This window comes from Pseudomonas sp. M47T1, assembly GCF_000263855.1.
Classification (GTDB): Bacteria; Pseudomonadota; Gammaproteobacteria; order Pseudomonadales; family Pseudomonadaceae; genus Aquipseudomonas.
The window spans coordinates 114,512-134,484 of record NZ_AJWX01000018.1 but is presented as its reverse complement, the minus strand read 5'-3'; the positions used below and the strand labels follow the sequence as shown (position 1 = coordinate 134,484).

Here is a 19,973-nt window from a genome sequence, read left to right as displayed (position 1 = left end):
ACGGCTGCTGAAGGCTGCGTCTTGCGACGCGGTGTGCCAGGCAGTCTGCAGTGCCTGTGACGCGGCTTGCGTCGCCGCTACGAACTCGGCGCGCACGGCAGACACTGTGTGCCTTCTGCCTGACTGAAGATCTTCAGCAGCAGGGCTACCTGTCAGTCAGCCAGGCGCCAGGTGGTGGCGCCCTTGCTGTCTTCCAGCACCACACCCATCGCCGTCAGTTGATCGCGGATACGGTCCGACTCGGCCCAATCCTTGCCTGCCCGCGCGGCCAGGCGCGCGGCAATCAAGGCATCGACTTGGGCCGCATCGACCTTGCCTTCGGCACCGGCACGCAGGAACTCGTCAGCTTCCAGTTGCAGCACGCCTAGCAAGCCACCCAGCTCACGCAAACGCCCGGCCAGGCCTGCCGCCGCGTCGACATCGCTGTCACGCAGGCGGTTGATCTCGCGCACCAGGTCGAACAGCACCGCACAGGCCTCAGGCGTGGCGAAGTCATCGTTCATGGCATCGGTAAACCGCGCCACGTACTCTTCACCGCCCGCGGCGGCCACGTTCGGCAAGCCCTTGAGCGCGTGGTAGAAACGCTCCAGTGCGCCCTTGGACTCGCGCAGGCTGTCCTCGGAGTAATTGATGGAGCTGCGGTAATGGCTGGCCACCAGCAGGTAGCGCACCACCTCCGGGTGGTACTTGGCCAGCACGTCGCGAATGGTGAAGTAGTTGCCCAGAGACTTGGACATCTTCTCGCCATTGATGCGGATCATGCCGCAGTGCATCCAGGCATTGGCGTATGGCTGGCCGGTGGCCGCCTCGCTCTGGGCGATCTCGTTCTCGTGGTGCGGGAACTCCAGGTCGCTGCCACCGCCATGGATGTCGAAGGTGTCGCCCAGGCAGCAGGTCGACATCACCGAGCACTCGATGTGCCAGCCTGGACGGCCCGGGCCCCACGGCGACTCCCAGCTTGGTTCGCCGGGCTTGACGCCCTTCCACAGCACGAAGTCGAGCGGGTCCTGCTTGGCCTCTTCCACTTCGATGCGGGCACCGATGCGCAGGTCTTCGATCTTCTTGCGCGACAGCTTGCCGTAACCCACGAACTTGCCGACGCGGTAGTACACGTCGCCGTTGCCCGGGGCATAGGCATAACCCTTGTCGATCAGGGTCTGGATCATCGCGTGCATGCCAGCGATATGGTCGGTGGCACGCGGCTCCAGGTCTGGCTTGAGGATGTTCAGCCGCGCCTCGTCCTCGTGCATCGCATCGATCATGCGAGCAGTCAGGGCGTCGAAGCTTTCGCCGTTGTCCCGCGCACGATTGATGATCTTGTCATCGATGTCGGTGATGTTGCGCACGTACGTCAGGTCGTAGCCGCTATGGCGCAGCCAGCGCGTCACCAGGTCGAAGGCGATCATGCTGCGGCCATGGCCAATGTGGCAGAAGTCGTAGACGGTCATGCCGCACACGTACATGCGAACCTTGTTGCCATCCAACGGCTTGAAGACTTCCTTGCTCTTGGTGAGCGTGTTGTAAATGCTTAGCACGATGATTCCTTAGCTGCCCCACGAGTCGCGCAGGGTGACAGTACGGTTGAATACCGGACGACCAGGCTGGGTGTCTTTCAGGTCGGCGCAGAAGTAGCCTTCGCGTTCGAACTGGAAGCGGTCTTCGGGTTGTGCATTGCCCAACGAAGGCTCGGCACGACAACCGGTCAGCACTTGCAGCGAATCAGGGTTGATGTTGTCCAGGAAGCTGGCGCCTTCCTCGGCCTTTTCCGGGCTAGGGGAGCGGAACAGGCGGTCGTACAGGCGCACTTCGCATTCCACGCTGGCAGCGGCCGGCACCCAGTGGATCACGCCCTTGACCTTGCGGCCTTCAGGGTTTTTGCCCAGGGTGTCGGGGTCGTAGCTGCACAACAGTTCGACAATGTTGCCGTCGGCGTCCTTGATGGCTTCGTCGGCGCGGATCACGTAGCTGCCACGCAGGCGCACTTCACCGGCCGGCTCCAGGCGCTTGTAGCCCTTTGGCGGTTCTTCCATGAAGTCGTCGCGATCGATGTAGATCTCGCGCGCGAACGGCAGCACCCGCACGCCCATGTCTTCCTTGGGGTGGCGCGGCAGTTCCAGGGTTTCTTCCTGGCCTTCCGGGTAATTGGTGATAGTGACCTTCAGCGGGCGCAGCACGCACATGGCGCGCGGGGCGGTGCGGTCCAGGTCGTCACGGATGCTGAATTCCAGCATGTTCATGTCTACCACGCCGTCGGAACGGTTGGTGCCGATCATTTCGCAGAAGTTGCGAATCGACGCCGCGGTGTAGCCACGACGGCGGAACCCCGACAGGGTGGACATGCGCGGGTCGTCCCAGCCGTGAACGTGCTGCTCGTCCACCAGTTGCTTGAGCTTGCGCTTGCTGGTCACGGTGTAGCTCAGGTTCAGGCGGCTGAACTCGTACTGGCGCGGGTGGCTGGGTACCGGCAGGTTGTCCAGGAACCAGTCGTACAGCGGGCGATGGCCTTCGAACTCCAGGGTGCAGATGGAGTGCGTGATGCCTTCGATGGCGTCGGACTGGCCATGGGTGAAGTCATAGTTGGGGTAGATGCACCAGGTGTCGCCGGTCTGGTGGTGGTGGGCATGGCGAATACGGTACAGGATGGGGTCGCGCAGGTTCATGTTCGGCGAGGCCATGTCGATCTTCGCACGCAGCACGCGCTCGCCGTCCTTGAACTCGCCGGCTTTCATGCGGGCGAACAGGTCCAGGTTCTCGTCCACCGAACGCTCGCGGAACGGGCTGTTCTTGCCCGCCTCGGTGAGGCTGCCACGGTACTCGCGGGCCTGTTCCGGGGTGAGGTCGCAGACGTACGCGTTGCCGGCCTTGATCAGGTCCACGGCCCAGTCGTGCAGTTGGTCGAAATAGTGCGAGGCGTAGCGCACTTCGCCCGCCCACTCGAAGCCCAGCCATTTCACGTCGCGCTCGATGGCGTCGATGTATTCCTGGTCTTCCTTGGCCGGGTTGGTGTCATCGAAGCGCAGGTGGCACACGCCGCCCAGCTCCTTGGCCAGGCCAAAGTTCACGCAGATTGACTTGGCGTGACCGATATGCAGGTAGCCGTTGGGCTCCGGCGGGAAGCGGGTGACGATACTGGCGTGCTTGCCCGAGTCCAGGTCGGCCTGCAGGATGGGGCGCAGGAAGTTGGTCGGGACTACCGGCGCGCCTTTGGCGTTTGCGGCATTGGGGGCGTTATCGGCGGTGGGCTTGCTCATAGGATCCTTGAAAACGTACCTGTGGCCATGGGTAGGCCGACTAAATCAAAGCGCTTATCATAGCCGAAGCTGTCAAGCCGCTGACAGGCCAGTCTGCCGGGTTTCGTGGGCCGTCTGCGAAAAAACAGCCTCGAAATGCGTATCGCGACCTGTAAACTGCGCGTCAGGGTTATAAATGACCCGCCAAATTCTCTAAAGAAGAGCGAATCCTGAAATGTCCAAAGTAAAATTGACTACCAACTTCGGCGACATCGTGTTGCAGCTGAATGCTGAAAAAGCCCCGAAAACCGTGGCCAACTTCATCGAATACGTCAACGCCGGCCACTACGCCAACACCGTATTCCACCGCGTGATCAGCAATTTCATGGTCCAGGGCGGCGGTTTCGAGCCCGGCATGAAGGAAAAGAAAGACAAGCGCCCAAGCATCCAGAACGAAGCCGACAACGGCCTTTCCAACGCCAAGTACACCGTGGCCATGGCGCGCACCATGGAGCCGCATTCGGCTTCCGCGCAGTTCTTCATCAACGTCGCCGACAACAGCTTCCTGAACCACAGCGCACCGACCGTTCAAGGCTGGGGCTACGCCGTGTTCGGTGAAGTGATCGAAGGCAACGACGTGGTCGACAAGATCAAAGGTGTGGCCACCGGTTCCAAGTCCGGCCACCAGGACGTTCCGGTTGAAGACGTGGTTATCGAGAAAGCCGAGATCATTGAGTGATTCTGCTGATCTCTGATCTGCACTTGCAGGAAGAACGCCCGGACATTACCCGGGCGTTTCTGGAGTTTCTCGCCGGGCGCGCGCGCTCGGCGAGCGCTCTTTATATCTTGGGGGACTTTTTCGAAGCCTGGATCGGCGACGATGCCATGAGCCCCTACCAGCTTTCGATCTGCGAGGCCCTGCGCGCCCTTGGCGACAGCGGCACGACGATCTTCCTGATGCACGGCAACCGCGATTTCCTGATCGGCAAGCGCTTCTGCAAGGCCGCCGGCGCCACCCTGCTGGCCGACCCCAGCGTAGTCGACTTCTATGGTGAGCCGGTGTTGCTGATGCACGGCGACAGCCTGTGCACCCGCGATGAAGCCTACATGCGCATGCGCCGCATCCTGCGCAACCCACTGACGTTGTTTATCCTGCGCCGCCTGCCCTTGCGCACCCGCCACAAGCTGGCGCGCAAACTGCGCAGCGAAAGCCGTGCGCAAACGCGGATGAAGGCCAACGACATCGTTGACGTGACGCCTGAGGAAGTGCCGCAGGTCATGGCTGACCACAAGGTGGTCACCCTGATCCACGGCCACACCCACCGCCCGGCCATTCACAAACTCAACGTGGGCGATGTGCCGGCGCGCAGGATTGTGCTGGGGGATTGGGACAAGGAAGGCTGGGCGTTGCAGGTGGATGAGCAGGGGATGTCGCTGGCGGCCTTCCCCTTCTAGACCGCGTCGTCTGGTTCGCGGCCACAGTCCGCTCCTACAGGACGGTGTAAACCTGTAGGAGCGGACCGTGCCCGCGAAGGCCGCACCGCACAGTGCCTGACACAACGCGTGGACTGCGTCCGCGAAGCGACCACCACCGATCAGTGCCCTGCCGCCTCCGGCCCCGCCTTGGCGGCGAACGGCGGCTTGGCCAGCCAGACGATCAGGATCAGGCCCATGAACATCCAGCCCAGCAGCGTGAAGTAGTCCACGGTGGACAGCATGTACGCCTGCGCCTCGACGATACCGTCCAGTTGCTGGTAGGTCTTGAGCCCTGCCCCGCCCATCTGCTGAATGGCGTGCTGGGTGGCCGGGTCATACGCCGTGATGCTCTCGCTCAGGTACGCATGGTGCTGATCCGCCCGGCGAATCCAGATCCAGGTGGTGAGCGAAGCCGCGAAACTGCCGCCCAGGGTCCGCAGGAAGGTCGCCAGGCCCGAGCCGTCGGCAATCTGCGCGGGTGGCAAGTCCGACAGCAGAATGGTCAGGGTAGGCATGAAGAACAGCGCCACGCCGATACCCATGAACAACTGCACCAGGGCGATGTGAGTGAAGTCCACCTCGTTGGTAAACCCGGCGCGCATGAAGCAACTGGTGCCGATGGCCAGGAACGCCAGGCCGGCCAGGATGCGCAGGTCGAACCGAGTGGCGTACTTGCCCACGAACGGTGACATCAGTACGGGCAATATGCCCAGCGGTGCCACCGCCAACCCCGCCCAGGTGGCGGTGTAGCCCAGCTGTGTCTGCAGCCACTGGGGCAGGATCAGGTTGATACCAAAGAAGCCCGCGTACCCCAGCACCAGCACAATGGTGCCGAAACGGAAGTTGCGGTACTTGAACAACTTCAGGTTCACCACCGGGTGGTCATCAGTCAGCTCCCAGATGACGAAGAACGCCAGGGCAATGGCCGATATCACCGCACCCAGGATGATGTAGTTGTTTTCGAACCAGTCGGCGTCGTTACCCTTGTCGAGGACGATCTGCAAGGCGCCTACACCAATGATCAAGGCAATCAGGCCCACGTAGTCCATGGGCTGACGGCTGGTGACCACCGGCCGCGCTGCCATCTGCTGGCGCACCACCGCACAGGCGAAAATACCGATCGGCACGTTGATGAAGAAAATCCACGGCCAACTGTAACTGTCGGTGATCCAGCCACCCAGGATCGGCCCGGCAATGGGCGCCACTACCGTCACCATGGCCAGTAATGCCAGTGCCATCCCCCTTTTCGCTGGGGGGTACACGGCAATCAGCAGCGTCTGGGTCATGGGGTACAATGGCCCTGCCACCACCCCCTGCAGCACCCGGAAGCCCACAAGCTCAGGCATCGAGGTGGAAATGCCACACATGAACGAGGCCAGCACGAACAGGATGGTGGCCCACAGGAACAGTTTCACTTCACCGAAACGGCGGCTCAGCCAGCCCGTCAGCGGCAAGGCAATGGCATTGCTCACGGCGAACGAGGTGATGACCCAGGTGCCTTGCTCGGAGCTGACCCCAAGGTTGCCGGAAATGGTCGGCAGCGCCACGTTGGCGATGGTGGTGTCGAGCACCTGCATGAAGGTCGCCAGCGACAGGCCGATGGTGCTGAGCAGCAGGCTGGGCGGTTTGAAAGAGGCGTTACTCATCGCAAATCCCTGATAAAGACGTGGACCAGGCCCCGCGTGGGGCCTGGGGATCGCGAATCAGCGTTGGGCGGTGTTGCCAGTGGCGCCGACGCTGTTGTCGTGGATCAGGCGAGCGATCATGTCGTCGGCCTCACCCAGTTGGCGGTCATACACCTGAGTGGTGAACGAGGCCTTCTGTGGCGGTTGCTGGGCGAGCACCGGGCCGCTCTGGTCGTGCAGGTTGACGTCAACCACGGTGGACAGGCCAATGCGCAGCGGGTGCTTTGTCAGCTCTTCAGGGTTGAGGTGAATACGCACCGGTACCCGCTGAACAATCTTGATCCAGTTACCGGTGGCGTTCTGCGCTGGCAGCAGGGCAAAGGCGCTGCCGGTACCGGCACCCAGGCTGTCCACGGTGCCGCTGAACTTGACGTCGCTGCCGTACAGGTCGGCAGTGATGTCCACCGGCTGACCGATGCGCATCTTGCTCAGTTGGGTTTCCTTGAAGTTGGCGTCAATCCACACCTGGTCCAGCGGGATCACCGCCATGGTCGCGGTGCCGGGCTGAATGCGCTGGCCCAGTTGCACGGTACGCTTGGCCACATAGCCGGTCACCGGTGCGATCAGGGTGCTGCGAGCGTTGGCCAGGTAGGCCTGGCGCAGCTGTGCGGCGGCGGCCATCACGTCGGGGTGGGTGGCCACGGTGGTGTCATCCACCAGCGCGGTGTTGCTTTTGAGGCCCTGCTGGGCGTTGGCCACAGCTGCCTGGGCAGCGTTCAGGTCGTCGCGGGCATGGGACAGCTCTTCCTGGGAAATGGCACCGCCGGCCGCCAGGGTACGACGACGGTCGTAGTTGTCCTGGGCCTTTTTCAGGTCAGTCTGACGCGACAGCAACTGCGCCTTCGCGCCGTCCACGTTGCTGTACAGGCCGCGCACCTGGCGCACGGCCTTGGCCAGGTTGGCCTGGGCGCTTTGCAGGTTGACCTTGGCGTCGGCCGGGTCGAATTCCAGCAGCACCTGGCCGGCGTGCACCAGGTCACCGTCATCGGCGCCGATGCTGGTCACGGTGCCGGTCACCAGCGGGGTGATTTCCACCACGTTGCCATTGACGTAGGCGTCGTCGGTGCTTTCATTCCAGCGGCCGTACATCTCGTACCAGCCCCAGGTACCCAGGCCGCCGAGAATCACCAGCAACAGCAGAATGAACAGCATGACCTTGCGCTTGCGGGGGTTGCCAGCGTTGGGTTGTTCCTGTTCCGGAGCCTTGTCCGGCGAGTGTGTAGCGGAGGCAGTAGCCATGACAGATACCTTGCTTATTCAGTCTGTGTTGCGTGTGCGGGAGTGGTGGCGGCCTGGGCGACGGTCTCGCCCTGATACCCGCCACCCAGGGCTTGCATCAACTGGATCGACAGATCGATCTGTTCGGCGTTGAGGCTGGCCAGTTGTCGTTGGGCTTGCAGCAGTTGCTGTTCAATAGTCAGCACGTCCACGTAGTTGCCGATACCCGAGCCATAGCGCAGGGTGCCGGTGTCGTAGGACTGTTTGGCAATGGTTGCCGCGCGTTGCTGGGCCTTGATCTGCAGGTCGATGGCGTGCAACTGATTGATCGTGTCGCTGACATCGCCAAGGGCTTTCACCAGGCTCTTGTTGTACTGAGCCACGGCCAGATCGTAATCGGCGTCCTTGGCATCCAGGGCGGCGCGCAGGCGGCCGCCGTCGAAAATGGGCAACGACACGGTCGGCGCCACGGTGAAAAACTTGCTGGCACTGCCAAACAGCGCATCACCCAGCAACGACTGGGTGCCGGCCTGGGCACTCAGGTTGAGGTTGGGGTAGAAGCGCGTCTTGCTGGCGGCCACGTCCTTGCTCGCAGCCTCCACACGCCAGCGTGCGGCGACCAGGTCGGGGCGACGGCCCAGCAACTCGGCCGGCAATACCGATGGCAGGGCTACCACGCTGGGTTGCAGCACCTTGGGCCGGGCGATTTCATTGGCACGGTCCGGGCCCTTGCCCAACAACACCGCCAAGGAGATGCGCGCGCTTTGCAGGCGTTTCTTGGCGTCTTCGGCCGAGGCCTGGGAGCTGGCCGCCAGGCTTTCGGTCTGCTGGAACTGGTAGTCGCTGTCGATGCCAGCCTTGAGGCGGCGCTGCCCCAGGTCGAGCATCTGCTGGGTACGCTTGAGGTCGTCCTGGGCCAGGTCGTTCATGATGTAGGCCTGGCCCAAGTCGCTGTAGCCACGGGCGACATCGGCGGCCAGGGTCAGAGCGGCGGCCTGGCGGTCCACTTCGGCGGCGCGGGCCTGGCCCAGCGCGGCTTCCCAGGCGTCACGCTGGCCGCCCCACAGGTCGAAGCTGTAGTTGAAAGCCAGGTCGGCCTGGCGCACGGTGGCGTATAGGCCGCCGATACCCTGTGGGTCCTCGACCTTGGGCAGCCGCTCGCGGGTCACGCCTGCCTGGGCATCCAGGGTCGGCATACGGTCGGCGTCCGCCGCATAGGCGGCAGCGTTGGCCTGGTGGGCACGGGCCGCGGCCACTTGCATGTCCGGGCTGTCGCGCAGCGCTTCGCGGATCAGGCCGTCAAGCTGGGGGTCGCCCAGGCTTGTCCACCAGTCGGCTTTCGGCCACGCGGCCGCAGACAGGGTCACGCCCTTGAGCGTGCCATCGGCCTGCAGGGTTTTCGTGTCGGTGGCAACACCCGAGGTGTTCAGGCCGTGAAAATTGGCGCAGCCGGCCAGGCTCATGGCCAGGAACACCAGGCTGAACCGGTTGCGTAAAGACTTGCCGCTCATTTTGCACCTACCCGCAAGGCAGTCAGGGTATCCCCGGCCGCCAGCAATACTTTGGTTAAGATTCGTTCCAGGCTTTCCAGTTCACCGGGTTCCAGCACGCCAACCAGCTCGTTCATGGCGTCGGAGCCCACCACCGGCAACTGGCCCGCCAACTCGAGGCCGGCGTCGCTCAGCCCTACTTCTATCTGGCGGCGATCGTCGGAACAGGGGCGGCGCACAATCAGGCCTTTCTGCTCCAGGCGGTCGAGCATGCGCGTCATCGATCCGCTGTCCAGGGACAGGTAGCGGCACAGCTCAGCCGGCCGATCCACGTCGAACTGCTCCATGATCAGCAGCACCTTGAACTGCGCTGCGGTGACACCCTGAGGCACCAGGTGAGTATCGAGGATGCGATCCTTGACCGACGACGCACGACCCAGCAGCAGGCCGATGGTGCAGTTGCGGAAGTTTTCCGGGGTGAAATGCTTCATCGTGTAAAAGCCTGCCTAGGCAGTAATGTTTACAAGATGTTACTGCCTAGGCAGCTAATGTCAAACAAAATTGTTAGCTTGCTTGGTATTTAGACGATGGACGGGCAGGAAAGTTTAGAAGCCCCATGGGAGCGACGTGGGAGCTGGCTTGCCAGCAAGCTGGTGGGATGCACAAGCTCGCTGGCAAGCCAGCTCCCCCAACATCAGATGGCAGGCACGCCGCTGTGGAAGCGGAATTCAGGGTCGGGGCTGAGGATCAGGTCGGCTTCCACCGCGCGCACCTTCTCGATGGTGCGGGCAATGTCATCGGCATCACCGTACTGATGGGCCAGCTTCAGGTAGCCTTGGTAGTGGCGGGCCTCGCTGCGCAGCAGGCCATGGTAGAAGGTGCCCAGCTCTTCATCCAGGTGCGGTACCAGGGCTTCGAAACGCTCGCAGCTGCGGGCTTCGATGAATGCCCCCACCACCAGCGTATCCACCAGCTTGACCGGCTCGTGATTACGCACCACCTTGCGCAGGCCTGAAGCGTAACGCCCGGCGGACAACGGGCGCAGTTCGATCTTGCGGCGCTTCATCAGGCGCATGACCTGCTCGTGGTGCACCAATTCCTCGCGGGCCAGGCGCGACATCATGTTGATCAGGTCGACGTGGGTGCAGTACTTGGCGATCAGGCTCAGCGCGGTGCCGGCAGCCTTGAACTCGCAGTTCTTGTGGTCCATGAGCATGGTTTCCTGATCGGCCAGGGCCGCTTCCACCCAGGCCAGCGGCGTCCTGCAACCGAGGAACTCATGGATTTCAGACAACATGCTTGACTCCTCAAGGGGCGCAAAAGCCGGCGATTATACGGACGCCACGGCAGATCACCAGCCGCTATGCTTGATGGATGCGCCCATTCGTCCTGGAGAACGTCATGCAAGCCATCCGCAGCCTACTGGTGGTATTGGACCCTGAGCACGCCCACAGCCAGGCGCTCAGCCGCGCCAAGCTGATTGCCGGCGTGACCCAGGCGCACCTGCATCTGTTGATGTGCGACCAGCACCAGGACCACAGCGCCCTGCTCACCCTGTTGAAAAGCCAGCTGCACGACGACGGCTTCAGCGCCGACGCCGAACAGGCGTGGGAAGGCAGCGTGGAAAAAACCATCATCAAGGTGCAGCAGGCCGAAGGCTGTGGCCTGGTGGTCAAACAGCACCGCCACGAAAGCGCGCTCAAGCGTTTTCTGCTCACCCCCGCCGACTGGAAGCTGCTGCGCCACTGCCCCTGCGCCGTACTGATGGTCAAGAGCGAGCGGCCTTGGGCCCACGGCGTGATCCTGGCGGCCGTGGACGTGGGCAATGCCGATGGCGAGCACCGTCACCTTCACGCCAACATCATCGAGCACGGCTTCGATATTGCCCGCCTGGCCAAGGGCGAACTGCACGTGATTGCCGCCCATCCCTCACCCATGCTGTCGGCCAGGGACCCGGCCTTCCAGCTCAAGGAAACCATCGAGGCGCGTTACCGCGAACAGTGCGTGGCCTTCCAGGCCGAATTCGACATTGACGATGCGCACCTGCACATCGCCGAGGGGCCGGCAGACGTGTTGATTCCCTTTACCGCGCACTCGCTCAGTGCGGCGGTGACGGTCATCGGCACGGTGGCGCGCACCGGGGTGTCGGGGGCGTTGATCGGCAATACCGCAGAGGTGGTGCTGGACACGCTGGAGAGTGATGTGCTGGTGCTCAAGACCGATGAAATCATCGCCCACCTCGAAGAACTGGCGCGCGGTTAAACCCTGACGCGGCCTTTCGACCGTTTGGCACCCAGCCCTCGCGGGAGCGGGCTCTGCCCGCGAAAGACGCACCGCGAAACCACTGCAATACCAGGGTGTCTGCTTCGCGGGTAGAACCCGCTCCCACCACTGCCGCGTCAGGGCCACAGATCAACCCGCGGGAAAGGCATCGCGCAAAAAACCCGGCGCGATGTAGCGCTCGTAGTGCGCCTCGGACAGCAGGAAAAATTCCCGATCAATGGCATCGCGCAATTGCGGCAGCTCCCAATCGCGAAATTCCGGCAGCAGGGCCATGCCGTAGGCCTCCAGCTGGTTGATCACGCGCGCGCCACGGGCAATCAGCTGGTAGGCCCAACAGTATTCGGACTGCTGCGGTACAAATCGGATCTTGCGTTGTTCCAGTTGCAGGCGCAGCTTGTGCTTGTCGAAGATTTCCAGCTTGGCCACCATCACCTGCACCAGCAACTGCTCCAGGCGCAGCCACACCGCACGTTTTTCGTCGTCGTTGTAACCGTTCCAGTGGATCACTTCGTGGTGGAAGCGCTTGCAGCCACGGCACACAAGATCCCCGTAAACCGTGGAGCACAGGCCTACACAGGGGGTCTTGATGGACTGATTCGACATGGCGTTGCAACACTTTGAAAAGTAAGACAGGCAGCCATGTTAGCCCTTTGTCTAAGGATGATCACCCCCGAATGCGTAGGGCTTAACTTACCTTTCTTGTTTTTTTACCGTAGAATCACGCTGCCTTTTTAGGCACCAATGTCCGCTAGAAGCTGTTTTCAAAGCGTCACGAGCACAGTTATCCGACAGAACGGGGTTGGCACAGGTATTTTCAGGCAGGAATACCTGGCGCCAGCCCTCATCAGCTCCCCGTTCTGGAGGCGTAAAACTTTGAAAGCAGCTTCTACAAGGAATTTCTGCAGCCCTGGCTCAGCGGCTCAAAAAGCCGTGCAGCGCATGGGCGCAGGAATGACTGGATGAGCGTCCCGGACAGGGACCACTGATGAGGGTAATAACTGTGCTTGAAGCCTACCGCAAACACATCGAAGAGCGTGCCGCCCAGGGTATCGTGCCCCAGCCGCTTAACGCCGAACAAACAGCCGGCCTGGTCGAGCTGTTGAAAAATCCTCCCGCTGGCGAAGAAGCCGTCCTGGTCGACCTGATCACCAACCGCGTTCCACCAGGTGTGGACGAAGCGGCCTACGTGAAGGCTGGTTTCCTCTCCGCCCTCGCCAAGGGCGAAGCCACCTCCCCGCTGATCGACAAGAAACGTGCCGTCGAACTGCTGGGCACCATGCAGGGCGGCTACAACATCGCCACCATGGTAGAGCTGCTGGACAGCGCCGAACTGGCCGCCGTGGCCGCCGAACAACTCAAGCACACCCTGCTGATGTTCGACGCCTTCCACGACGTGGCTGAAAAAGCCAAGAACGGCAACACTCACGCCCAGGGCGTGCTGCAATCCTGGGCCGACGGCGAGTGGTTCAAGAAGCGCCCGGTACTGGCCGACAAGATCAGCCTGCGCGTGTTCAAGGTCACCGGCGAAACCAACACCGACGACCTGTCCCCTGCCCCCGACGCCTGGTCGCGCCCTGACATCCCGCTGCACGCCCTGGCCATGCTGAAAATGGCCCGTGACGGTATCGTCCCGGACGTGCAAGGTTCCATCGGCCCGATGAAGCAAATCGAGCAGATGCGCGCCGACGGCTTCCCGATCGCCTACGTCGGCGACGTGGTAGGTACCGGTTCGTCGCGTAAATCAGCCACCAACTCGGTGCTGTGGTTCTTCGGCGACGACATCCCGTTCGTGCCCAACAAGCGCGCCGGTGGTTTCTGCTTCGGCTCGAAAATCGCCCCCATCTTCTACAACACCATGGAAGACGCCGGCGCCCTGCCGATCGAATTCGATGTCTCGAACATCAACATGGGCGACGTGATCGACCTGTACCCGCACGCTGGCAAGGTCTGCAAGCACGGTACCGACGACGTCATCACCACCTTTGAGATGAAAACCCCGGTACTGTTGGACGAAGTGCGCGCCGGTGGCCGTATTCCGTTGATCGTCGGCCGTGGCCTGACCGAAAAAGCGCGTGCCGAGCTGGGCCTGGGCCCAACCGACCTGTTCAAGCTGCCGGAAGCACCGGTCGACACCGGCAAGGGCTTCACCCTGGCGCAGAAGATGGTTGGCAAGGCCTGCGGCCTGCCGGTTGGCAAGGGCGTGCGCCCAGGCACCTACTGCGAACCAAGAATGACCACCGTGGGCTCGCAAGACACCACCGGCCCAATGACCCGTGACGAGCTGAAAGACCTGGCCTGCCTGGGCTTCTCGGCCGACCTGGTCATGCAATCGTTCTGCCACACCGCTGCCTATCCGAAGCCGATCGACGTGGTGACCCACCACACCCTGCCGGACTTCATCCGTACCCGTGGCGGCGTTTCCCTGCGCCCAGGCGATGGCATCATCCACAGCTGGCTGAACCGCATGCTGCTGCCGGACACCGTCGGCACCGGTGGTGACTCGCACACCCGCTTCCCGATCGGCATCTCGTTCCCCGCCGGTTCCGGCCTGGTCGCCTTCGCCGCAGCCACCGGCGTGATGCCGCTGGACATGCCGGAGTCGGTACTGGTTCGCTTCAAGGGCAAGCTGCAACCGGGCATCACCCTGCGTGACCTGGTACATGCCATCCCTTACTACGGCATCCAGAAGGGCCTGCTGACCGTCGAGAAGAAAGGCAAGGTCAACGCCTTCTCGGGTCGCATCCTGGAGATCGAAGGCCTGGACGAGCTGACCGTTGAACAGGCATTCGAACTGTCCGACGCCTCGGCCGAGCGTTCTGCCGCCGGTTGCACCATCAAGCTGCCGGAAAAGGCCATTGCCGAGTACCTGAAGTCGAACATCACCCTGCTGCGCTGGATGATCAGCGAAGGCTACGGCGATGCTCGTACCATGGAACGTCGCGCACAAGCCATGGAAGCCTGGCTGGCCAACCCGGAACTGCTGTCGGCCGACGCCGATGCCGAGTACGCCGAAATCATCGAGATCGACCTGGCCGACGTCAAGGAGCCAGTCCTCTGCGCCCCTAACGACCCGGACGACGCTCGCCTGCTGTCCACCGTTCAAGGTCAGAAGATCGACGAAGTGTTCATCGGTTCGTGCATGACCAACATCGGTCACTTCCGCGCTGCCGGTAAACTGCTGGACCAGGTCAAGGGTCAGTTGCCCACTCGCCTGTGGCTGTCGCCGCCGACCAAGATGGACGCTCACCAGTTGAGCGAGGAAGGCTACTACGGCATCTACGGCAAGGCTGGCGCGCGCATGGAAATGCCGGGCTGCTCGCTGTGCATGGGTAACCAGGCACGCGTTGAGCCGAACAGCACGGTGGTCTCGACCTCCACCCGTAACTTCCCGAACCGTCTGGGCGATGGCGCCAACGTGTACCTGGCCTCCGCCGAACTGGCTGCCGTTGCCTCGATCCTGGGCAAGCTGCCAACCGTGGAAGAGTACATGGAGTACGCGAAGAACATCGACAGCATGGCTGCCGACGTTTACCGCTACCTGAGCTTCGACCAGATCGCCGAATTCCGCGAGGCTGCTGCCAGCGCGAACATTCCGGTGGTTCAGGCCTAAGCCCGACCAGAAATAAAAAAACCCCGTCCAAGTGACGGGGTTTTTTATTGCCTTGAGAGCCGTGGGAGCTGGCTTGCCAGCCAGTTCCCACACAGGTAGCCCCCCCTCAGAAGACAGTTGTCGCTACGGGTTGGACGTACCACTCAACGCCAGGTCCATCAGCTCCCGGTTAGCCACCGCATACATGGCGTAATCAGTCCCCGTGGCGGCCTTCAGCTCTTCGAGCATGGCGCGCCAGCGCACTACCATGATCTTGTGCTGTTCAGCCCACAATTCCACCCGCGCGTCCATGTCCGCCGGGGCATCGGCCATTTGCAGCACGGAGATGGTGATCGCCCGCTGCTGGAAGTCGATGTCGTCGCGGAACGCCTCGCGGGCCAGGGCCTGCCAGTTGTTTTCCACCGGCAGGCTGCTGATTTGCTGCAGGTACCAGTTCAAGTCCAGCGAGCTGCCCACGGCGAAGAACGCCTTGGCCACTTCGGCCGCGTTATGGCCGGTGACGTCAGAGGCTTCGATGATCGGCAGCAGCGTATACAAGTGGCTGGTACCGGCCACCATGCGCGCCAGCAACTCCGGCACGCCCGCTTCTACGTACCCCTGGTAACGGGTTTGCCAGACTTCACGGGTAGGGCCTTCCAGCAACTCGTCGAGTTTAAGGCCCAGGGCGGCGATGTGCGGCCCGAAGTGGGCCACGTCGCGGCCGGCATCCTGCTCGTTGCGACGGCTGCGCAGGAACCAGCGCGTGGCACGACGGCCCAGGCGCATCAGTTCGTCCATCAGCGTCAGTTGCACATCGGCCGCCACCTGATAGTCCAGGGCCTCGATCTGGCGGAACCAATGCGGCAGGTGGAAGATGTCGCGCACAATCACATAGGCACCGGCCACGTTGGCCGGGCTCATGCCGGTGGACTCCTTCAGGCGCTGCACGAAGGTGATGCCCATGTTATTGACCAGGTCGTTGGCGATCTGGGTGCTGACAATCTCGCGCTTCAGGCGATGACGGCGCATCGACTCGGCATACTGGCCCACCAGGCTTGGCGGGAACGCGGTTTCCATGTCGCGGGTCAGGTAGTCGTCATCCGGCACCTGGGATTTGAGCAGCGCCTCCTTGAGGTCGATCTTGCTGTAGGAGATGAGTACCGACAGCTCGGCGCGGGTCAAACCCTGATGAGCCGCCAGGCGTTCCACCAGTTGCTCCTCGGTGGGCAGGAACTCGATGGCACGGTCCAGTTTGCCGCGGCTTTCCAGGTCGGCCATCAGGCGCTTGTATTCGGCAATGCGCTCGTAGGCACGGCGCTCCGCCAGCGACAAGGCCTGGGTCTGTTTGTAGTTGTTGCCCAGCACCAGGTGGCCAACTTCGTCGGTCATGCTGCCCAGCAGCTGGTTACGCTGCTTCTCGGTCATGTCGCCGGCCTGCACCACTTCGTTGAGCAGGATCTTGATGTTGACCTCGTGGTCGGAGCAGTCCACACCGCCGGCGTTGTCGATGAAGTCGGTGTTGGTGGCGCCGCCCAGCAGGCCGAACTCCACACGGCCCAACTGGGTCATGCCAAGGTTGCCGCCCTCGCCCACCACTTTGCAGCGCAGTTCGTTGCCGTTCACGCGCAAGGCGTCGTTGGCCTTGTCGCCCACGTCGGCGTGGCTTTCGCCGCTGGACTTGACGTAGGTGCCGATGCCGCCGTTCCACAGCAGGTCCACCGGCGCCTTGAGCAGGGCATTGAGCAGCTCGGTAGGCGTCAGCTTGTCAGCCTGGATATCGAACCGCGCCTTCATCTGCGGGCTGATGCTGATGCTCTTGGCGCTGCGCGGGAAGATGCCGCCGCCTTCGGACATGATCGACGTGTTGTAGTCGCTCCAGGCCGAGCGTGGCAGGTCGAACAGGCGCTGGCGTTCGGCGAAGCTGGTGGCCGGGTCCGGGTTGGGGTCGATGAAGATGTGCAGGTGGTTGAACGCCGCCACCAGTTGCAGTTTTTCCGACATCAGCAAGCCGTTGCCGAATACGTCACCGGCCATGTCACCAATGCCGATCACCGTGGTCACGTCCTGCTGCACGTTGATGCCGCGCTCGCGGAAGTGACGCTGCACGCCCACCCAGGCGCCCTTGGCGGTGATACCCATCTTCTTGTGGTCGTAGCCGGCCGAACCGCCGGAGGCAAACGCATCGCCCAGCCAGAAGCCGTAGTCGATGGCGATGCCGTTGGCGATGTCGGAGAAGGTCGCGGTGCCCTTGTCGGCCGCCACCACCAGGTAGGGGTCATCCTCGTCGTGGCGCACCACGTTGGCCGGTGGCACCACGCCGCCGTCCTTGAGGTTGTCGGTAATGTCCAGCAGGCCGGAGATGAACAGGCGGTAGCAGGCGATGCCTTCGGCCTGGATATCATCACGGCTGCCACCCAGGGGCAGGCGCCGTGGCAGGAAGCCACCCTTGGCGCCCACCGGCACGATCACCGAGTTCTTCACCTGCTGGGCTTTGACCAGGCCCAGTACTTCGGTACGGAAGTCTTCCTCGCGGTCCGACCAGCGCAGGCCGCCACGGGCCACGTTGCCGAAGCGCAGGTGCACACCCTCTACCCGCGGGCAGTAGACGAAGATCTCGAACTTGGGCACCGGCTTGGGCAGCTCGGGAATCAGCTTGGGGTTGAATTTGAAGCTGAAATACGACTTGGCGTGGCCCTTGGCGTCCGGTTGGTAGAAGTTGGTGCGCAAGGTGGCCTTGATCAGGTCCAGGTAGCGCCGCAGGATGCGGTCTTCGTTGAGCACCTGCACGTCATCCAGGGCGCTCAGGATGGCCTGTTCCAGGCGCTGCTGCTTGTCGTCCAGGTCTTCGCTGGTGAGCTTGCGCGCCAGGTAGAAACGGGTCTTGAACAGGCGGGTCAGTTCGCGGGCAATGTCGGTGTGGTTGTTCAGCGTGCTGGCGATGTAGCCCAGGTCGAAGCCCAGGCGGATCTGCTTCAGGTAGCGGGCATAGGCGCGCAGCAGCGCCACGTCACGCCACGGCAGGCCGGCGGTCAGCACCAGGCGGTTGAAGGCGTCGTTTTCGGCGTCGCCCTGCACGATATGCACGAAGGCGTCCTGCAGGGTGTCGTTGAGCTGCTGGATGTCCAGGTTCAAGCCTTCGGCCGCGGTGAAGGCGAAGTCGTGAATCCAGAACTCACGGCCATTGGTGTGGCGCAGGCGATACGGAAATTCGCCCAGCACGCGCAGGCCCAGGTTTTCCAGGATAGGCAGTACGTCCGACAACGCCAGCGGCGTATCGGCGTGGTAAAGCTTGCAATGCAGTTGCTGTTTGCCGGTCTGGGCCAGCGGCTGATAGAAACTCATCACCAGCGGGCGTTTTTCCGACAGCGCTTGCAGGTGTTGCATGTCCACCACGGCCGAATGCGCGGCGAAGCGTTCGCGGTAGCCGGCGGGGAAACCCTTGGGGAAATCGGCCAACACGTTGGTGCCCTGGGCTTCGCCAAAGGCTTCCACGGTCAGGCTGGCGTAATCGTCCTGCCAGGAGCGGCAGGCCTGCACCACTTCGTTTTCCAGTTGCTGCGGGTCGATGTCGATGCGGTTTTTCGGGTCCACGCGCAGAATCAGCTGCACCCGCGCCAGCACCGACTCAGAGAAGAAGGTCCAGAACTCGCAGTCGCTGGCCTTCAGGCGCTCCATCAGTACCTGCTGGATCTTTTGCCGCACCTCGGTGGAGTACACATCACGCGGCACGTAGGCCAGGCAGTAGCAGAAACGCCCGTAGGGGTCCTTGCGCAGGAACACGCGGATCTTGTTGCGCTCCTGGATCTGCACGATGGACATCACCGTGGCGAACAGTTCGTCAACCGGGGTCTGGAACAGGTCGTCGCGCGGCAGCACCTCTACCACCTGGGCCAGCTCCTTGCCCAGGTGCGCCTTGGGATCGAAGCCGGAACGGTGCTCCACTTCCGCCACCTTGCGGCGGATGTAAGGGATCTCGCGCACGCTTTCGCCGTACACCGAAGAGGTGTACAGGCCCATGAAACGGCATTCCTTGATGACCTTGCCGCTGGCGTCGATCTGGCGTATCGACACGTAGTCCGGGTAAGCCGGGCGATGCACGCGGCTGGGGTGCGCAGCCTTGGCAAAGGACAGCAACAGCGGTTCGTTGAGATAGTTGACAGCGTAGTCCTCGATGCGCAAGTCATCGGCGGTGAGGCCGGCGCGCAGCAGGCGGGTCAGGCCCAGGAACGAACTGTCGTCGTACACCAGGTGACCACCGTCGGCCTCATTGGCAACGGTGAACTCTTCATAGCCCAGGAACGTGAAGTGGTTGCCCACCAGCCATTCCAGGAAGGTCTTGATCTCGGCCTTTTCGCCTTCGTCGACGGCATAGGCGCTCTGATCCACCCATTGCAGCACTTCGCGCACTTTGGCCTTCATGGGCTCAAAGTCGGCTACGGCCACGCGCACTTCCACCAGCACCTGTTCCAGCTCGCGCGCCAGCAGGTTCAGCTCGGCGGCATTGGCACAGCGGTCGATCTCCAGGTACATCAGCGACTCTTGCAGCACCCCTTCGCCCTGCTCGCCCTTGGGCAGCAGTTCCAGCAGGCTGCCATCGGCGCCGCGACGCACGCTCAGTACGGTGGTCTGCAGGGTATGGATGCTGTAGCCGCGGCGGTTAAGCTCGGTACGCACCGAGTCCACCAGGAACGGCAGGTCATGGTGCAACACTTCCACGGCGGTGTGGGTGGATTGCCAGCCGTGGCGCTCGTAATCGGGGTTGTACACCCGCACCTGGGGCTGGGCGTGGTCAAACCGCTCCAGCAGGCGCCAGGCCGAGAGGGTACAGCCGGCCAGGTCGCTGAGGCGGCGCTGGGTGAGTTCGTCCAATGAGATGATGCCGAAGAACTGATCGGCGAACAGCGCTACTTGTGGCAGTGCCTGTTCACTGATGTGCTGCGCCAGGGCCGCTTTCAGTTGTTGCTGGAAGTCGGCTTTGCTGGCTGCGGTGAAGAACGCCATC

The 19,973-nt window shown here is 62.6% G+C and carries 13 protein-coding genes; 4 read left to right on the top strand and 9 right to left on the bottom strand.

Going from position 1 to position 19,973, the window contains the following annotated elements; genetic code table 11:
• Nucleotides 1-152 precede the first annotated feature (152 nt).
• Both cysS and PMM47T1_RS18965 read right to left on the bottom strand, forming a co-directional pair.
• Nucleotides 153-1,535: a cysteine--tRNA ligase gene (cysS, locus tag PMM47T1_RS18970; protein WP_008371862.1), complete on the bottom strand. Its 1,383-nt coding sequence runs from the start codon at nucleotides 1,533-1,535 to the stop codon at nucleotides 153-155.
• Nucleotides 1,536-1,544: 9 nt separating this feature from the next.
• Nucleotides 1,545-3,251: a glutamine--tRNA ligase/YqeY domain fusion protein gene (locus PMM47T1_RS18965; RefSeq protein WP_008371859.1), complete on the bottom strand. Its 1,707-nt coding sequence runs from the start codon at nucleotides 3,249-3,251 to the stop codon at nucleotides 1,545-1,547.
• A gap of 214 nt (nucleotides 3,252-3,465) precedes the next feature.
• Here PMM47T1_RS18965 and PMM47T1_RS18960 point away from each other — a divergent pair, with 214 nt between their 5' ends.
• Together PMM47T1_RS18960 and lpxH are read left to right on the top strand one after the other, a co-directional pair.
• A complete protein-coding gene (locus PMM47T1_RS18960) occupies nucleotides 3,466-3,969 on the top strand; it encodes a peptidylprolyl isomerase (protein ID WP_008371857.1) in 504 nt (167 codons plus the stop codon).
• The gene (gene lpxH / locus PMM47T1_RS18955) at nucleotides 3,966-4,685 is read left to right on the top strand and encodes a UDP-2,3-diacylglucosamine diphosphatase (protein WP_008371854.1); all 720 of its coding nucleotides are present in this window, start codon (nucleotides 3,966-3,968) and stop codon (nucleotides 4,683-4,685) included. Before PMM47T1_RS18960 ends, lpxH begins: the two co-directional genes overlap by 4 nt.
• A gap of 140 nt (nucleotides 4,686-4,825) precedes the next feature.
• Here the strand turns inward: lpxH and PMM47T1_RS18950 are convergent, their stop codons facing one another.
• From PMM47T1_RS18950 to PMM47T1_RS18930, 5 genes are all read right to left on the bottom strand, one after another.
• Complete coding sequence (locus PMM47T1_RS18950) at nucleotides 4,826-6,352, bottom strand: DHA2 family efflux MFS transporter permease subunit (RefSeq protein WP_008371853.1); 1,527 nt, start codon at nucleotides 6,350-6,352, stop codon at nucleotides 4,826-4,828.
• A 57-nt stretch (nucleotides 6,353-6,409) separates the two neighbouring features.
• Nucleotides 6,410-7,630, bottom strand: a complete 1,221-nt coding sequence (locus PMM47T1_RS18945; RefSeq protein WP_008371851.1) for an efflux RND transporter periplasmic adaptor subunit — start codon at nucleotides 7,628-7,630, stop codon at nucleotides 6,410-6,412.
• Nucleotides 7,631-7,644: 14 nt separating this feature from the next.
• Complete coding sequence (locus PMM47T1_RS18940) at nucleotides 7,645-9,120, bottom strand: efflux transporter outer membrane subunit (RefSeq protein ID WP_008371848.1); 1,476 nt, start codon at nucleotides 9,118-9,120, stop codon at nucleotides 7,645-7,647.
• The gene (locus tag PMM47T1_RS18935; protein ID WP_008371847.1) at nucleotides 9,117-9,590 is read right to left on the bottom strand and encodes a MarR family winged helix-turn-helix transcriptional regulator; all 474 of its coding nucleotides are present in this window, start codon (nucleotides 9,588-9,590) and stop codon (nucleotides 9,117-9,119) included. The genes PMM47T1_RS18940 and PMM47T1_RS18935 overlap by 4 nt, the downstream gene beginning before the upstream one ends.
• A gap of 203 nt (nucleotides 9,591-9,793) precedes the next feature.
• Nucleotides 9,794-10,396 carry a tRNA-(ms[2]io[6]A)-hydroxylase gene (locus PMM47T1_RS18930; RefSeq protein WP_008371845.1) on the bottom strand — a complete coding sequence of 201 codons (603 nt, stop codon included), beginning with the start codon at nucleotides 10,394-10,396 and terminating at the stop codon, nucleotides 9,794-9,796.
• 104 nt (nucleotides 10,397-10,500) lie between these two features.
• On the opposite strand from PMM47T1_RS18930, the gene PMM47T1_RS18925 reads away from it, so the two are divergent.
• Nucleotides 10,501-11,361: a universal stress protein gene (locus PMM47T1_RS18925; RefSeq protein ID WP_008371843.1), complete on the top strand. Its 861-nt coding sequence runs from the start codon at nucleotides 10,501-10,503 to the stop codon at nucleotides 11,359-11,361.
• Between the two features lie 150 nt (nucleotides 11,362-11,511).
• On the opposite strand, the gene PMM47T1_RS18920 is transcribed toward PMM47T1_RS18925, so the two are convergent.
• Nucleotides 11,512-11,985 (bottom strand): DUF1289 domain-containing protein, encoded by a 474-nt coding sequence (locus PMM47T1_RS18920; RefSeq protein ID WP_008371841.1) that lies wholly within the window; start codon nucleotides 11,983-11,985, stop codon nucleotides 11,512-11,514.
• Between the two features lie 397 nt (nucleotides 11,986-12,382).
• On the opposite strand from PMM47T1_RS18920, the gene acnB reads away from it, so the two are divergent.
• Nucleotides 12,383-14,992: a bifunctional aconitate hydratase 2/2-methylisocitrate dehydratase gene (gene acnB, locus PMM47T1_RS18915; protein ID WP_008371839.1), complete on the top strand. Its 2,610-nt coding sequence runs from the start codon at nucleotides 12,383-12,385 to the stop codon at nucleotides 14,990-14,992.
• Nucleotides 14,993-15,115: 123 nt separating this feature from the next.
• Here acnB and PMM47T1_RS18910 read toward each other — a convergent pair whose 3' ends face one another.
• On the bottom strand, nucleotides 15,116-19,972 hold the full coding sequence (locus tag PMM47T1_RS18910; protein ID WP_008371836.1) for an NAD-glutamate dehydrogenase: 4,857 nt from the start codon (nucleotides 19,970-19,972) through the stop codon (nucleotides 15,116-15,118).
• Nucleotide 19,973 lies beyond the last annotated feature (1 nt).

Coding starts and splice junctions, on each gene's coding strand:
- PMM47T1_RS18940 (WP_008371848.1), bottom strand. CDS start 9,120: ATGAGCGGCAAGTCTTTACGCAACCGGTTCAGCCTGGTGTTCCTGGCC.
- PMM47T1_RS18925 (WP_008371843.1), top strand. CDS start 10,501: ATGCAAGCCATCCGCAGCCTACTGGTGGTATTGGACCCTGAGCACGCC.
- PMM47T1_RS18950 (WP_008371853.1), bottom strand. CDS start 6,352: ATGAGTAACGCCTCTTTCAAACCGCCCAGCCTGCTGCTCAGCACCATC.
- PMM47T1_RS18920 (WP_008371841.1), bottom strand. CDS start 11,985: ATGTCGAATCAGTCCATCAAGACCCCCTGTGTAGGCCTGTGCTCCACG.
- PMM47T1_RS18910 (WP_008371836.1), bottom strand. CDS start 19,972: ATGGCGTTCTTCACCGCAGCCAGCAAAGCCGACTTCCAGCAACAACTG.
- PMM47T1_RS18945 (WP_008371851.1), bottom strand. CDS start 7,630: ATGGCTACTGCCTCCGCTACACACTCGCCGGACAAGGCTCCGGAACAG.
- PMM47T1_RS18930 (WP_008371845.1), bottom strand. CDS start 10,396: ATGTTGTCTGAAATCCATGAGTTCCTCGGTTGCAGGACGCCGCTGGCC.
- PMM47T1_RS18935 (WP_008371847.1), bottom strand. CDS start 9,590: ATGAAGCATTTCACCCCGGAAAACTTCCGCAACTGCACCATCGGCCTG.
- PMM47T1_RS18960 (WP_008371857.1), top strand. CDS start 3,466: ATGTCCAAAGTAAAATTGACTACCAACTTCGGCGACATCGTGTTGCAG.
- PMM47T1_RS18965 (WP_008371859.1), bottom strand. CDS start 3,251: ATGAGCAAGCCCACCGCCGATAACGCCCCCAATGCCGCAAACGCCAAA.